Origin of the sequence: Brucella anthropi ATCC 49188 (genome assembly GCF_000017405.1) — a bacterium.
In the GTDB taxonomy this organism is placed as follows: domain Bacteria; phylum Pseudomonadota; class Alphaproteobacteria; order Rhizobiales; family Rhizobiaceae; genus Brucella; species Brucella anthropi.
In genome coordinates, this window is record NC_009667.1 from 1,502,293 (window position 1) to 1,516,588 (window position 14,296).

Below are 14,296 nucleotides of genomic sequence, written 5' to 3' on the forward strand. Positions count from 1 at the left end.
AATGGTGGCGGAATCGAACATCGCTCTCGCAATCGTCGGTCTGGGCAAGATTGCGCGTGACCAGCATCTGCCGTCCATTGAAGCCGTTGATGGCATTGAGCTGAAAGCCATTGCCAGCCGCAATGCCGGGCTGGATGGCCTGCCGTCTTTTCACGACATCGATGAGCTGCTGGGCAGCGACATTGCCATTGACGCGGTGTCGCTCTGCACACCGCCGCAAGGGCGCTTTAGCCAGGCCTACGCAGCCTTGAAGGCGCGCAAGCATGTGATGCTGGAGAAGCCTCCGGGTGCAACCATTTCGGAAGTGCAGGCGCTGGGGCGTCTTGCGCAAGCGGAAGACGTGACGCTTTACGCCACGTGGCACTCGCGCGAAGCCGCAGCGGTCGAGCCGGCGCGGGAATTCCTGAAAGATGCGGAAATTCGTTCGGTTTCGGTCACGTGGAAGGAAGATGTCCGCCACTGGCATCCCGGCCAGCAATGGATCTGGGAATCGGGCGGTCTTGGCGTGTTCGATCCTGGCATCAATGCGCTTTCCATCGTTACGCATATTTTGCCGGAGCGCTTCTTCCTGACGCAATCCGATCTTTATTTTCCAGAAAACCGTGCGGCGCCCATTGCAGCCGACCTCCAGTTTCAGACCGAAAGCGGCATTCCGGTTTCGTTCGAACTGGACTGGCGGCAGACCGGCCCGCAGACCTGGGATATTCGTGTGGAGACCGATAAAGGCACGGTTCTGCTCAGCCGTGGAGGCAGCCGCCTCACCATCGCCGGGACCGAGAAAATGGCCGAGCCGGACCGCGAATATCAACGACTTTACAAGCGTTTCGTGCAATTGATCGGCGCGGGGCGTTCGGATGTTGATCTCGCTCCACTGACCCATGTGGCCGATGCGTTTCTGCTCGGAAAGCGGCATGTCGTCGAAGCTTTTGAAGATTAGGAATCGAGGTTGTCGTAACGCGGCCTCTCACCCACGCAGGACAATGAAATGAACAAGCCCGTCTCTCCGAAAACGCCAAAGCTCCGCTCGCGCGCCTGGTTCGACAATCCTGATAATGTCGATATGACGGCGCTCTATCTGGAGCGCTACATGAATTATGGCCTGAGCCAGGAAGAGTTGCAGTCCGGTCGCCCGATCATCGGCATCGCGCAGACGGGCTCCGACCTCTCACCTTGCAACCGTCATCATCTGGAACTGGCCAAGCGCGTGCGCGAAGGTGTTCGCGAGGCGGGCGGCATTGTCATTGAATTTCCGGTTCATCCTATTCAGGAAACCGGCAAGCGCCCGACCGCAGGTCTGGACCGCAACCTTGCCTATCTTGGCCTCGTGGAAGTGCTTTATGGCTATCCGCTTGATGGCGTCGTGCTGACAATCGGTTGTGACAAGACCACGCCTGCCTGCCTGATGGCAGCTGCAACCGTCAATATTCCGGCGATTGCTCTGTCGGTGGGTCCGATGCTCAATGGCTGGTTCCGTGGCGAACGCACAGGTTCGGGCACCATCGTCTGGAAGGCACGCGAGCTGCTTGCCAAGGGCGAAATCGACTATCAGGGCTTCGTCAAGCTCGTTGCTTCCTCGGCACCATCGACCGGCTATTGCAATACGATGGGCACGGCAACGACGATGAATTCGCTTGCCGAAGCGCTTGGAATGCAGTTGCCGGGCTCGGCCGCCATTCCGGCGCCTTATCGCGACCGTCAGGAAATTTCTTATCTATCGGGACGCCGCATCGTTGAAATGGTGCATGAGGATTTGAAGCCGTCGGACATTCTGACCAAGGATGCCTTCGTCAATGCCATCCGCGTCAATTCCGCTATTGGCGGTTCGACCAATGCGCCGATCCATCTGAACGCTCTGGCCCGTCATGTCGGCGTGGAGCTGACGGTCGATGACTGGCAGAAATATGGCGAGGAAATTCCGCTTCTGGTCAATCTGCAGCCTGCCGGTGAATATCTTGGCGAAGATTACTACCATGCGGGCGGTGTGCCAGCAGTCGTCAATCAGCTGATGGGGCAGGGCCTCATCAATGAAGATGCGCTGACCGTCAATGGCAAGACCATCGGCGAGAATTGCAAGAACGCGACCATCGAAGACGGCAATGTCATCAAGACCTACGATCAGCCGCTGAAGAAGCATGCCGGATTCCGCGTGCTGCGCGGCAATCTGTTCTCGTCGGCGATCATGAAGCTCAGCGTGATTTCGGACGAGTTCCGCAATCGCTACCTGTCTGACGACAAGGACCCGAACGCCTTTGAAGGTAAGGCGGTCGTGTTCGACGGGCCGGAAGATTATCATCACCGCATTGACGATCCGGCACTGGAAATCGACGAGAATACGGTGCTGTTCATGCGTGGCGCTGGCCCCATCGGTTATCCAGGTGCGGCGGAAGTCGTCAACATGCGCGCGCCGAATTACCTTCTGAAAAAGGGTATCAGCTCACTGCCATGCATCGGCGACGGTCGCCAGTCGGGCACGTCGGGTTCGCCTTCGATCCTCAATGCCTCGCCGGAAGCTGCTGCTGGCGGCGGTCTGGCTATTCTGAGGACCGGTGACCGCGTGCGTATCGATCTTGGTCGCGGCAGCGCTGACATTCTGATCTCTGACGAAGAACTGGCCGAGCGTCGCAAAGCTCTCGAGGCTGCCGGTGGCTACAAATATCCGGAAAGCCAGACACCGTGGCAGGAAATCCAGCGCGCTGTTGTCGGCCAGATGGAAACCGGTGCAGTTCTCGAAAACGCGGTCAAGTATCAGGACATCGCGCATACGCGTGGCCTGCCGCGAGACAACCACTAGGGTTCCCCGGATGGCTCTCGATAAAATGCCATTTGCGGCAGTTGCGGACTGGGGCACCACCCGGTTCCGCCTCTGGACGCTGGATGTCGATGGCAATGTGCTGGGCGAAAGCCGTGGCGATGACGGTCTGCTGCAGGCAAAGGAAGCCGGTTTCGAGCCAACGCTCAAGCGGCACCTTGCTTCTGTCGGCGCGTCGGACGATCTGCCGGTGGTGATCTGCGGCATGGCCGGTTCGCGGACCGGCTGGATCGAAGCGCCCTATATGAGCTTGCCTGCCGGGCTGGATGGTATCGTGAAGGCTGCGGTGCGCGTGCCCGCGCACCGTCACGTCATCATGTTGCCGGGCGTCGCGCGTCGGGACGAAACGGCACCCGATGTTATGCGTGGCGAGGAGACGAAGCTTCTTGGACTTGTGCACGGGGGCACGCATGATGCGGTTGTCGTCATGCCCGGCACCCATGCCAAATGGGTGCGGATTGCCGACGGTGGCCTTGCCGATTACCGAACCTTCATGACCGGTGAAATGTTCGCTCTTTTGAAGGAAAAATCGGTACTGGCCGGTGCGCTGGAAGGTGCCGCGGCGGTCGATCCGAATGGTGTAGCTTTCGCTGCGGGCGTCAGGGCGTCGCTCGAAAACCCGGCACTGATTTCCAACGCGCTGTTTTCCATTCGCGCAGGCTGGCTCGTCCATGATCGCAAGCCGACCGACCAGCTGGCCCGTTTGTCGGGCTTGTTGATCGGGCTGGAAGTGGCAGGTGGGCGTACGCTTTACGGCAAACCCGAAGAAGTGCTGCTCCTTTCAGACGACACGATGGGTGCGCTCTATGCCAGCGCGCTTGAAATCGCCGGGCTGACAGTCAGGCGCGTTGCAGCCGATGAGCTGGTGCGTGACGGCCTGTTCATGGCTGCAAAACACGCCTTCGGAGGAGTTGCGCAATGAGCGACCGCATTGCATGGCCAAAGCTGCGCTATCCGCTGGTCGCTATCCTGCGCGGCATTCGTCCGGAAGAAACGGAAGCAATCGTCGGAGCACTGATCGAGACGGGTTTCGAGGCGATTGAAATTCCGCTCAATTCGCCGGAGCCTTTCGTTTCGATTGAGAAGGCGGCGAAGCTTGCGCCTGCGGGCGTGTTGATCGGGGCCGGGACCGTGTTGAGCGTCGAAGATGTGGACCGTCTCAACGATGTCGGCGGCAGGCTTCTGGTCAGCCCCAATGTCGAGCCGGATGTCATCCGTCGTGCCGGACAGCACGGCATGGTGACGATGCCCGGCGTTTTCACGCCGACGGAAGCCTTTTCGGCGATCCGTGCAGGCGCATCGGCGCTGAAATTCTTTCCGGCCAGCGTACTCGGCGCGGACGGTATCAAGGCGATATCCGCCGTCTTGCCGAAGGATATTCCGGTCGGCGCCGTGGGCGGTGTTTCCGAGGCTGATTTTGCGACCTATCGGGCAGCGGGAGTGAGCTGCTTCGGACTCGGTTCCAGTCTTTACAAAGCCGGACTGACGGTTGCTGAGGTTCGCGAACGCGCCGAGCGCGCGGTTGCGGCATGGGACAAGATCGCGGGCTGACGGCCCTTTGAGAACTTGTTCCGGAGGAATTCCGCATGGCCGGAAGGCGGGGGCGGAAATTTTGGGAGAACGACAGGCGGAAAAGCCTGTCCCAATTTGGGAGTGAGACAATGGCAGGCATGAAATCTCTAACATTGGCAGTCGCGATGGCCGCGCTTGCCTTTAGCGGTCTGGCGCATGCGGAAGACAAGGGTCTTGTCGCCGTCGCCATGCCCACGAAGTCTTCGGCACGCTGGATTGCCGATGGCGACAACATGGTCAAGGTGCTGAAAGAACGCGGCTACCAGACCGATCTTCAGTATGCTGAAGACGACGTACCTAACCAGCTGGCGCAGATCGAGAACATGGTGACCAAGGGCGCCAAGGTTCTCGTCGTTGCATCCATCGACGGCACGACGCTTTCCGATGTTCTGGCCAAGGCCCACGATGCGGGTATCAAGGTCATCGCCTATGATCGCCTGATCCGCGATACGCCGAATGTCGATTACTATGCGACCTTCGACAATTTCCAGGTCGGCGTGCTGCAGGCCCAGTCCATCGAAACCGCGCTGGACCTCAAGAACAAGCCGGGTCCGTTCAATGTCGAGCTTTTCGGCGGTTCGCCGGACGATAACAACGCCTACTTCTTCTACAACGGCGCGATGTCCGTTCTGCAGCCTTATATCGATAGCGGCAAGGTCGTTATCGGCAGCGGCCAGACCGGCATGGACAAGGTTGCAACGCTGCGCTGGGACGGTGCAACTGCTCAGGCCCGCATGGACTCGATCCTTTCGGCCTATTATTCCGACAAGAAGCTCGATGCAGTCCTGTCGCCTTATGACGGCATCTCCATCGGTATCCTGTCGTCCCTCAAGGGTGTAGGCTATGGCAGCGGCGACATGCCAATGCCGGTCGTTTCCGGTCAGGATGCGGAAGTGCCTTCGGTGAAGTCGATCCTCGCTGGCGAACAGAACTCGACCATCTTCAAGGATACGCGCGAACTCGCCAAGGTCACGGTCGATATGGTCGATGCGCTGATGACCGGCAAGGAGCCGGAAGTCAACGACACCAAGACCTATGACAATGGCGTCAAGGTCGTGCCGTCCTATCTGCTCAAGCCGGTGATCGTCGACAAGTCGAACTGGAAGCAGGTTCTGGTCGATAGCGGTTACTACAAGGAAGACCAGATTCAGTAATGCGGTTTTGGGCGTATCGGAGGATATGCCCGTAACCTTTCTGCATGCCATTGCCCCAAATCCCCAGCCTTTCGGCTGGGGTAGGCTCGACGATTGACAGCGTTGTCTTTTCGTTGAGGGCAATGGCAGAGCAGATTTGTAATGGGAGCGAGCGATGAATGTAGCCAATCCTGTCCTGCGCGAGCAGTCTGACGGTAAGCCGGAAATCGCCGGCAAGCCGCTTCTGGAAATGCGCGGCATCAGCAAGTCTTTCGGCGTCGTCAAAGCGCTGAGCGATGTCAATTTCACGGTCATGCCGGGCGAGATTCATGCCTTTGTCGGCGAGAATGGAGCAGGCAAGTCGACCTTGATGAAGGTGCTGTCGGGTGTGTATCCGCATGGCAGCTACGAGGGGTCGATCTTCTTCGACGGCGAAGAGCGGCAGTTTCGCGACATCAACGATTCCGAAGCGCTTGGCATTGTCATCATCCATCAGGAGCTGGCGCTCATACCGCTCATGACGATTGCCGAGAACATTTTCCTCGTCAATCCACCGGCAAGCTATGGCGTCATCGACCGCAGTACGGTGCACAAGCGTACCCGCGAGCTTTTGCAGAAGGTTGGCCTGTCGGAATCGCCCGATACGCTTGTCACCGATATTGGTGTCGGCAAGCAGCAGCTTGTCGAAATTGCCAAGGCATTGTCGAAGCGCGTGCGGCTTCTGATCCTCGACGAACCGACCGCAAGCCTCAACGAGACGGACAGCGCGGCATTGCTGGCGCTTCTGCGTGAGTTTCGTGCTCAAGGCATCACCTCGATCCTCATTTCGCACAAGCTCAATGAAATCCGCGAAGTTGCCGACAAGATCACGGTGCTGCGCGATGGCAAGGCAGTGGCGACGCTCGACTGCAATGCGGGCGAGGTCGAGGAAGACGATATTATCCGCAAGATGGTCGACCGCGATCTGGAAAGCCGCTACCCGAAGCGCGATCCGAAAATCGGTGAGGTGATTTTCGAAGTCGACAACTGGTCAGTGCATCACCCGCTGCATCCGGAGCGGCACTCGGTCAAGAACGTGTCGTTCAAGGTGAGGGCAGGCGAAATCGTCGGCATTGCCGGGTTGATGGGGGCGGGACGCACAGAATTCGCCATGAGCCTGTTCGGGCGTTCATGGGGCACGAATATCAGCGGTGAGGCGCGTATCAACGGCAACAATGCCGATATTTCCACTGTGGCGCGGGCCATCAAAGCGGGGCTTGCCTATGTAACCGAGGATCGCAAGAAGCTCGGCCTGGTCTTAGGCGAAAATATTTCGCGCAACATTTCTCTTGCGCATTTACGCGGCGTCAGCCCGAAAGGCATCATCGACGATATTCGCGAAATGAAGATCGCGAATTCTTATCGCGAACAGATGAGCATTCGCTGCCACAATGTCTATCAGGAGACAGGCACGCTTTCGGGCGGTAACCAGCAGAAGGTGGTGCTGTCCAAATGGCTCTTCACCGGACCCGACGTGCTGATCCTCGATGAACCGACGCGCGGCATCGATGTCGGCGCGAAATATGACATCTACACAATCATCAATTCACTGGCGGATAGCGGCAAGGGCGTGGTCGTCATTTCTTCGGAAATGCCGGAGCTGATCGGCATCTGCGACCGCATCGTCGTCATGCATGAAGGTGCCTTCGTCGGCGAAGTCGCTGGCGAGGAAGCAACGCAGGAAAACATCATGCGCGCCATCATGCGGAACAAGGGAAAACGGCCATGAGCGAGAATATCATCGGAAGAAGTGGATCGAAAGCTCCGGCGAGCAGCGTGGGGCGTTATCTCAAGAACAATCTGCGCGAATCCGGCATGCTGATCTCGCTGGTCGCGATCATGATCTTTTTCCAGATCGTGACTGGCGGTGTGCTGATGAAGCCGCTGAACCTCACCAATCTGGTTCTGCAGAACAGCTATATCGTCATCATGGCGCTTGGTATGCTGCTTATCATCGTCACCGGGCACATCGACCTTTCGGTCGGCTCGGTCTGTGGCTTTATCGGTGCGCTCGCGGCTGTGATGATGGTTAAATGGGGCGTGCCGTTTCCCATTGCAGCCATTCTCTGCCTGCTGGCCGGGGGCATTATCGGCGCAATGCAGGGCTTTTGGGTCGCCTATTTCAATATTCCGTCCTTTATCGTCACGCTGGCTGGCATGCTGGTCTTCAAGGGGCTGATGCTTGCCGTGCTAGGCGGCCAGTCGGTCGGGCCGTTTCCGGTCGTGTTCCAGAAACTATCGTCCGGCTTTATTCCGGAAATCATCGGCACGACGGGTGGCGTCTATCTGACATCGCTCATCATCGGCGTGCTACTGGCCGGTTTCATGATCTGGCAGAATGTGAAATCGCGTCAGCGTCATATCGCGCATGAAGTGGAAACCGAGCCTTTTGGCCTTTTCGTCATCAAGAACATCCTGTTCTTTTCGGCGATTGCCTATTTGTCGTTGCTGATTTCAATGCATCGCGGATTGCCGAACGTCCTCATTATCATGGCTGTTCTGATTGCGGCCTATGCGTTCCTCACCAATCGAACCGTGCTCGGGCGGCAGATTTATGCGGTGGGTGGGAACCGGCATGCGGCCAAGCTTTCGGGCGTGAAGACCGAACGGCTGACATTTCTGGCTTTCGTCAATATGGGTGTGCTGGCGGCGCTTGCTGGCCTGGTCTTTGCGGCGCGCCTTAACACGGCAACGCCCAAGGCCGGTATCGGCTTCGAGCTGGACGTGATCGCGGCCTGCTTCATCGGTGGTGCTTCCGCCTATGGCGGTGTGGGCCGTGTGACGGGTGCTGTGATTGGCGCGCTCATCATGGGCGTGATGAACAACGGCATGTCGATCCTCGGCATCGGCATCGACTATCAGCAGGTCATCAAGGGGATCGTGCTGCTGGGGGCTGTCTGCATCGACGTCTATAACCAGAAACGCTGATATTTCGGCTCTGGCGGCCTGCAAATGGCGTTGTTTTGCGCTTCCGGTGCTCACGTACCTTTAGTACGCTGCGCTCCGGCTCTCAAACTCCACCATTTTCGGCTCGCCATAACCAAAATCTTAGCCGCTTCACTGGCGTGCGGCAGTTCAGTTTTCAGATCGCCGTTCGGCGCGCGTGATCGAGATAGATTTCGCGCAGGCGCTGGGCAACTGGGCCCGGTTTCCCCGTGCCGATGGTCTTCTCGTCGATGACGGTGATCGGTGTGACGAATGTGCCTGCGCTGGTGAGGAAAGCTTCCTTTGCCGCATAGGCTTCATCAATGGTGAAGAGGCGCTCTTCCAGCTTCATGCCGGTCTCGGCGATCAGCTGCAGGAGCGAAAGCCGCGTGCAGCCGGGCAGGATGGAGTTGCTGTTCGGGCGCGTGACGACGACATCATCTTCGGTCACGATATAGGCGGTCGACGATGCGCCTTCGGTTACATAGCCGTCTTCAATCATCCACGCTTCATCGCAACCGGCGTTCTTGGCGATTTCCTTGGCAAGCGCTTGCGGCAGCAGACAGACCGTCTTGATGTCGCGGCGCTTCCAGCGCAGATCATCCAGCGAAAGCACGCGGGCACCGGTTTTCAGCGCAGGCTTGTCGAGCAGATTGGCTTCCTGCGTGAACAGGACAACCGAAGGCTTCATACCTTTCGCGGGCACGAAATCACGGTCGCGTCCGTCGCCGCGTGTCACCTGCAGATAGACCAGACCTTCAGTCAGATTGTTGCGGCGGATCAGCTCACGCTCGATGGCAACGATCTCGTCTTCGTTCATCGGCATCGGAATACCGATCTCGCCGGTCGAGCGTCGCAGGCGTCGCATATGCGGCTCGCTGTCGATGAGTTTGCCTTCGAGCACGGCAGTCACTTCGTAAATACCGTCGCCGAACAGGAAGCCACGGTCAAAGATGGAAATGCGCGCATCGCGGGCGGAAACATATTCGCCGTTGACATAGACGATGCGGTTTTCAAGTTCTTCTGCTGAAACGGCCATGATTGGATGTGTCCTGAAACGAAAAGACTGCGATCAAGTCGCAGTCTTTTCATAGGTCAGTCGGCTGCAATGGGAAACAGCTATTTTCAGGCAGCCTGCTTTGCTGCCGCAATGGCTTCGCTGCGGATTTCTTCCGTCAACTTCAGACGTAGTTCGGAGAATTCCGGGCTTGCCTTGACGTGGTAGGTGCGTGGATGCTCGATATCGACCGGCGTGATCGATTTGATCTTGCCCGGACGAGCCGTCATCGTAACCACGCGGGTTGCCATGAATATGGCTTCTTCAATGTCGTGGGTGACGAAGATGACTGTCTTGTGCTCCCGCTCCCAGATGCCGAGCAGCAGCTCCTGCATCAGTCCGCGGGTCTGGTTGTCGAGCGCGCCGAACGGCTCGTCGAGAAGTAGAATCTTTGGGTCGTTGGCGAGTGCGCGGGCAATCGCCGTACGCTGTTGCATGCCGCCCGAAAGCTGCTTTGGCCAGTGATCTTCAAAGCCGCGTAGTCCGACCTTGTCGATATAGCTGTCCACGATTTCACGCGCCTGCTTTTCCGGCACGCCTTTTTCGCGAAGCCCGAAGCCGACATTCTGCCGGATGGTGAGCCACGGAAACAGCGTGTAGGACTGGAACACCATACCGCGATCTGCACCCGGTCCGGTGACAGGGTTGCCCTCCAGCATCACGGTGCCGGTGGTGGGCTTGTCGAGACCGGCGATGATGCGAAGAAGCGTGGACTTGCCGCAGCCCGAGGGGCCGAGAACGGTCACGAAATCATTTTTCGGGATGACGAGGTCGGTCGGCTGCAATGCCAGTGTCGGCTTGCCGCCATGGACGCCCGGAAAGGTACGGCTCACGCCCTTGATGACAAGTTCCTGGTCGCTTTTGGTAACCATTATGCGAACCTCCATGCAAAGAGCCAGCGGTTGAAATATTTGAAGGCAAGGTCCGAGATCAGGCCGATGACGCCGATCACGATGATGCCGAAGATGATCTGGCCCGTGGCCATCAGTGCCTGAGAGTTGATGATCATGTAGCCGATGCCGGACGATGCGCCGATGAGTTCGGCCACGATCACATAGGTCCATGCCCAGCCGAGCACGAGGCGCAATGTTTCGGCAATGTCTGGCGCGCTGGCAGGCATGAGCACGCGGCGAATGATGCCGCTGTTCGACGCGCCGAGCGTGTAGGCTGCTTCGACAAGATCGCGACGCGTATTGGAGACCGTCACGGCGATCATGAGAATGATCTGGAACACCGCGCCGATGAAGATGACGAGCAGCTTCTGTGTTTCACCAATGCCTGACCAGAGGATCAACAGCGGAACGAACGCCGAAGCGGGAAGATAGCGCGCAAAAGAGACGAAGGGCTCCAGCAGCGCTTCAATCGGCTTGTATGCGCCCATGGCGATGCCGAGCGGAATGGCAACGACGCTTGCCAGTACGAAGCCGCCAAGCACGCGCCAGACAGTCATTCCGATATCGGACATAAAGCCTTGATTGGCGATAAGATCCCAGCCGTCCTTCACCATGGTGATGGGATCGGCAAGAAAAGTCGGGGAAACGAAGCCGCCCAGAGTGGCTATACCCCAGAACACAAAGAAGAGAATGAAGAATAGAATGCCCAGTAATATCCGGGTCTGACTGCCTATCGGCTGCAAGGGCTGCATATATTTTCCTGTTTAGTCGCGCATCCGCCGCACTCGACGGGCGGAAAATAAGGAAGCCCGGACGTGTCGTCCGGGCTTGCATATGAAGCGATGTTACTTGATGAAGCTTGTATCCACGATGTCATCGAGATTGGGCTTCGACTTGATCACACCCGCCTTCAGCAGAAGATCGGCGGCTTCGGTTGAAAACTCCTTGAATTCACCTTCAAAGAACTTCTGGTTGGCTGCCTTGTCCTGCCAGCGCAGATAGTCTGCCGACTTGCCGAAATCCTCGCCCGACTGCTTCACGTCCTTGCCCATGATTTCATAGGATTTCGCCTTGTCGGAAGCGATCATCTGCAGCGCTTCAAAGTAGCTGTCGGCAAGCGCTTTGGCGGCTTCGGGGTTCTTTTCAAGGAAATCGGGCGTGCAGCCGACCGTGTCCATGACCGCAGGATAATCGAGCGTGGTGGCAAGAATCTTGCCCTTGTCGGGTGCTGCGCGCACGGTGGAAAGATAAGGCTCGTAGGTCATGGCGGCATCGTTCTGGCCGGCCACGAAAGCCTGTGCAGCCGGTCCCGGCTCCATATTGACGACCTTGACGTCCTTGGTCGTCATACCGTTTTTGGCGAGCATGAAGGCGAGAAGGAAATAGGGTGACGTACCCGGAGCAGAAGCGGCAACCGTCTTGCCCTTCAGATCGGCGAAGGAATTCACATCGGCGCGCACCGCAATACCATCGGCACCGTAGGACTTGTCCATCTGGAATATCTGCTTGGTCTTCACGCCAGCCGCGTTCCAGACAATCCATGTTTCAACGGTGGTGGCCGCGCACTGGATATCACCGGAAGCGAGGGCCAGATGGCGGCTTGCCTGCGGGATTTTGGTCAGTGTGACGTCGAGGCCATTCTTCTTGAAAATTCCGGCTTCCTTGGCAAGCGTCAGCGGAGCAAAGCCGGTCCAGCCGGAAAAGCCAAGGGAAACGGCAGTTTCAGCGTGCGCCGCAGACGTTAACGTGAAAGCTGCTAGTGCCGCCCCGGCAAGCAATGATTTCTTCATGTGTAGTACCCCTTTTATAGTGAGACTTTTTTGTCTCTTACTCCTGTCAAATTAACAGGACCGTATCGTCTGTCCAGAGAGTTCGTTGCGGTTCTTTGAATACTTCATTCTCGATGGAATAGTCGTAAACTACTGATCAGATTGGGCTAATCGAAATCAGGTAAGCTGCTCCCTTCCCCTTTAGTTCAAGAGGCAAGGCGTCGCAGTTTGTGGCGACCGCGCAATCATGCTGCTCAAGTTTTGTCGTTTTCGCCGCGAGTGTCAGATCGATCTGACCTTCGGCACAGAAAAGAAGAACCAGATTGCCATTGGCCTGGGTGAGCGTGGTGCCGTTGACGGGCAAGCGCCGGACCATATGGGCAAACCGTCCGCGCCGGGTCATCACATTGAGGTCTGTAATGGCCGATCCGATCAGCCGTGCGCTGGATTGAGCATCCGCAGCGAAGAACAGCGGTACGCTTTCGCAGGTGAGGGTGCTCTGCTGTCCTTCGACATCGAGCAAGATGCCGTCTCCTTCCAGCACCGACAATGTGCGGTCGATGCCGGGAAAGACGGAAAACGGGCCATCGCTGGCGACGGTCGCCATGGAAATGCGCCAGTCGAAATTATCGACTGACGCTCCTTCCGGATGGACGGCGATTTCGACCGTAACGCCGCCGCCATTTTTCCATGGCATGTGGCGATGACTTTCGGCCTTGAGAATTTCGACCATCAACCGAGCCATCCATTGGATGCTGCCCAGAAGGCAATTGGTGCTGTTAGCAGGATGCTGAGTGCCGTGCGGATATACCAGATCACGATCAGGTCCCGGAACTTGAGCGGGATCGAGGTGGCAAGAACGCAAGGGATTGAGGCCGACAGGAAGAGAACCTGACTGACCGAGACAACGGCGGCAACGAACTTCAGAACGACATCGGCGTCCTTCAAGAGGATGGCTGGCAGGAACATTTCTGCAAGGCCGGACGCCATGGATTTTGCGGCAAGCATCGGATCGGCCAGTTGCGCAAGCCATGTAAACGGATAGAGCGCCAGACCGAGAAGGTCGAAGATCGGCGTATATTTGGATGCAAGCAGACCGAGAAGCCCGACCGCCATGATGCTGGGCAGGATCATGGCTGCCATGCGCAGGCCATCAAGGAACGTCGCCCCGAGAAGCGGCAGAAGCTTGGGGGCATTTTGTGCCTGCTGGATGCCGGTGTCGATTGCCGTTTGAATACGGCCTTTGCCTTCGGGCAATGGGGTGTCGCGGTCGCCCGGATGATCCATGCGGCTCAATGGCCAGATGCGTGCGGTGATCGCGGAGACAATGAAAGTCACGAAGAAAGTGGTCCAGAAATAGAGGTTCCACGCGTCCATAAGGCCCAGCGTCTTTGCGACGATGATCATGAAGGTGGCTGATACCGTGGAAAAGCCGGTGGCGACGATCGCCGCTTCGCGGGCGGTGTATTTGCCTTCCTTATAAACGCGATCGGTGATGAGAAGTGCCAGCGAATAGCTGCCGACGAACGATGCCACGGCATCGATGGCCGACCATCCCGGCGTGCGCCAGATCGGACGCATGACTGGTTGTACGATGACGCCGGTAAATTCGAGCAGGCCATAGCCAATCAGGAAAGCCAGTGCCAGTGCACCGATCGGCACGATCAGGCCGACCGACAATACGAGCTTGTCGAACAGGAACGGCAGCATATCGGGCGTGAAAAGTGCAGCCGGACCGATATTGGCAAGATACATGGCAGTCGCGATGAGGCCGAGCAGACGCAGAACCGAGAAAATTCTTTCGGTTACATTCTTTTTCCACGTGCCCGTTACGAAAGGTGCAAAGGCACCATAAGCGATAAGCAAGCAGACGAAAACGAGAGCGGCAGGGCGAAGCTGCGTGGCAATCGCGGTCGCGGCGTGATCGAGCAGGATGGTCGATTTACCGCCAATGGTGACGGGCACGAAAAAGAAAAATATGCCTATGAAGCTGTATATGACCAGTTTCAAAGCCGCCGATCCACGAGAGGGCTCATTACGGCCAAGCGCTACGTCTGTCATCGTTATTCCCCAGTATTTAAGTATTATCCAGCTATGAA

13 protein-coding genes are annotated in these 14,296 nt (G+C 57.6%); 7 read left to right on the plus strand and 6 right to left on the minus strand.

Annotated elements, in window-relative coordinates; all coding sequences use genetic code 11:
- The first annotated feature begins 1 nt into the window (after window position 1).
- The 7 genes from OANT_RS07335 (at window position 2) to mmsB (ending at window position 8,481) form a co-directional block, all read left to right on the plus strand.
- Window positions 2-937, plus strand: a complete 936-nt coding sequence (locus OANT_RS07335; RefSeq protein ID WP_012091486.1) for a Gfo/Idh/MocA family protein — start codon at window positions 2-4, stop codon at window positions 935-937.
- 48 nt (window positions 938-985) lie between these two features.
- Window positions 986-2,791 carry an IlvD/Edd family dehydratase gene (locus OANT_RS07340; RefSeq protein ID WP_012091487.1) on the plus strand — a complete coding sequence of 602 codons (1,806 nt, stop codon included), beginning with the start codon at window positions 986-988 and terminating at the stop codon, window positions 2,789-2,791.
- Between the two features lie 10 nt (window positions 2,792-2,801).
- A complete protein-coding gene (locus tag OANT_RS07345; protein ID WP_012091488.1) occupies window positions 2,802-3,731 on the plus strand; it encodes a 2-dehydro-3-deoxygalactonokinase in 930 nt (309 codons plus the stop codon).
- On the plus strand, window positions 3,728-4,360 hold the full coding sequence (locus OANT_RS07350; protein WP_012091489.1) for a 2-dehydro-3-deoxy-6-phosphogalactonate aldolase: 633 nt from the start codon (window positions 3,728-3,730) through the stop codon (window positions 4,358-4,360). Before OANT_RS07345 ends, OANT_RS07350 begins: the two co-directional genes overlap by 4 nt.
- A gap of 110 nt (window positions 4,361-4,470) precedes the next feature.
- Window positions 4,471-5,535 carry a multiple monosaccharide ABC transporter substrate-binding protein gene (gene chvE, locus OANT_RS07355; RefSeq protein ID WP_010659493.1) on the plus strand — a complete coding sequence of 355 codons (1,065 nt, stop codon included), beginning with the start codon at window positions 4,471-4,473 and terminating at the stop codon, window positions 5,533-5,535.
- A 154-nt stretch (window positions 5,536-5,689) separates the two neighbouring features.
- Entirely contained in the window at window positions 5,690-7,282 is a 1,593-nt protein-coding gene (gene mmsA, locus OANT_RS07360) for a multiple monosaccharide ABC transporter ATP-binding protein (protein WP_012091490.1), read from the plus strand.
- Entirely contained in the window at window positions 7,279-8,481 is a 1,203-nt protein-coding gene (gene mmsB / locus OANT_RS07365; protein ID WP_012091491.1) for a multiple monosaccharide ABC transporter permease, read from the plus strand. Before mmsA ends, mmsB begins: the two co-directional genes overlap by 4 nt.
- A gap of 154 nt (window positions 8,482-8,635) precedes the next feature.
- Here the strand turns inward: mmsB and OANT_RS07370 are convergent, their stop codons facing one another.
- The 6 genes from OANT_RS07370 to OANT_RS07395 form a co-directional block, all read right to left on the minus strand.
- Window positions 8,636-9,517: a D-amino-acid transaminase gene (locus OANT_RS07370; RefSeq protein ID WP_012091492.1), complete on the minus strand. Its 882-nt coding sequence runs from the start codon at window positions 9,515-9,517 to the stop codon at window positions 8,636-8,638.
- 86 nt (window positions 9,518-9,603) lie between these two features.
- The gene (locus OANT_RS07375; protein WP_012091493.1) at window positions 9,604-10,407 is read right to left on the minus strand and encodes an ABC transporter ATP-binding protein; all 804 of its coding nucleotides are present in this window, start codon (window positions 10,405-10,407) and stop codon (window positions 9,604-9,606) included.
- Window positions 10,407-11,180 carry an ABC transporter permease gene (locus tag OANT_RS07380; RefSeq protein WP_012091494.1) on the minus strand — a complete coding sequence of 258 codons (774 nt, stop codon included), beginning with the start codon at window positions 11,178-11,180 and terminating at the stop codon, window positions 10,407-10,409. Before OANT_RS07380 ends, OANT_RS07375 begins: the two co-directional genes overlap by 1 nt.
- A gap of 93 nt (window positions 11,181-11,273) precedes the next feature.
- A complete protein-coding gene (locus tag OANT_RS07385) occupies window positions 11,274-12,218 on the minus strand; it encodes an ABC transporter substrate-binding protein (RefSeq protein WP_012091495.1) in 945 nt (314 codons plus the stop codon).
- 136 nt (window positions 12,219-12,354) lie between these two features.
- Entirely contained in the window at window positions 12,355-12,933 is a 579-nt protein-coding gene (locus tag OANT_RS07390) for a HutD/Ves family protein (RefSeq protein ID WP_040130075.1), read from the minus strand.
- Window positions 12,930-14,258, minus strand: coding sequence for a YjiH family protein (locus OANT_RS07395; RefSeq protein WP_010659501.1), 1,329 nt, complete (start codon window positions 14,256-14,258; stop codon window positions 12,930-12,932). Before OANT_RS07395 ends, OANT_RS07390 begins: the two co-directional genes overlap by 4 nt.
- Between the last annotated feature and the right edge of the window lie 38 nt (window positions 14,259-14,296).

Bases quoted from the DNA above. Each gene is read 5' to 3' on its own strand.
- OANT_RS07335 (WP_012091486.1), top strand. From the start codon at position 2: ATGGTGGCGGAATCGAACATCGCTCTCGCAATCGTCGGTCTGGGCAAG.
- OANT_RS07340 (WP_012091487.1), top strand. From the start codon at position 986: ATGAACAAGCCCGTCTCTCCGAAAACGCCAAAGCTCCGCTCGCGCGCC.
- OANT_RS07345 (WP_012091488.1), top strand. From the start codon at position 2,802: ATGGCTCTCGATAAAATGCCATTTGCGGCAGTTGCGGACTGGGGCACC.
- OANT_RS07350 (WP_012091489.1), top strand. From the start codon at position 3,728: ATGAGCGACCGCATTGCATGGCCAAAGCTGCGCTATCCGCTGGTCGCT.
- chvE (WP_010659493.1), top strand. From the start codon at position 4,471: ATGGCAGGCATGAAATCTCTAACATTGGCAGTCGCGATGGCCGCGCTT.
- mmsA (WP_012091490.1), top strand. From the start codon at position 5,690: ATGAATGTAGCCAATCCTGTCCTGCGCGAGCAGTCTGACGGTAAGCCG.
- mmsB (WP_012091491.1), top strand. From the start codon at position 7,279: ATGAGCGAGAATATCATCGGAAGAAGTGGATCGAAAGCTCCGGCGAGC.
- OANT_RS07370 (WP_012091492.1), bottom strand. From the start codon at position 9,517: ATGGCCGTTTCAGCAGAAGAACTTGAAAACCGCATCGTCTATGTCAAC.
- OANT_RS07375 (WP_012091493.1), bottom strand. From the start codon at position 10,407: ATGGTTACCAAAAGCGACCAGGAACTTGTCATCAAGGGCGTGAGCCGT.
- OANT_RS07380 (WP_012091494.1), bottom strand. From the start codon at position 11,180: ATGCAGCCCTTGCAGCCGATAGGCAGTCAGACCCGGATATTACTGGGC.
- OANT_RS07385 (WP_012091495.1), bottom strand. From the start codon at position 12,218: ATGAAGAAATCATTGCTTGCCGGGGCGGCACTAGCAGCTTTCACGTTA.
- OANT_RS07395 (WP_010659501.1), bottom strand. From the start codon at position 14,258: ATGACAGACGTAGCGCTTGGCCGTAATGAGCCCTCTCGTGGATCGGCG.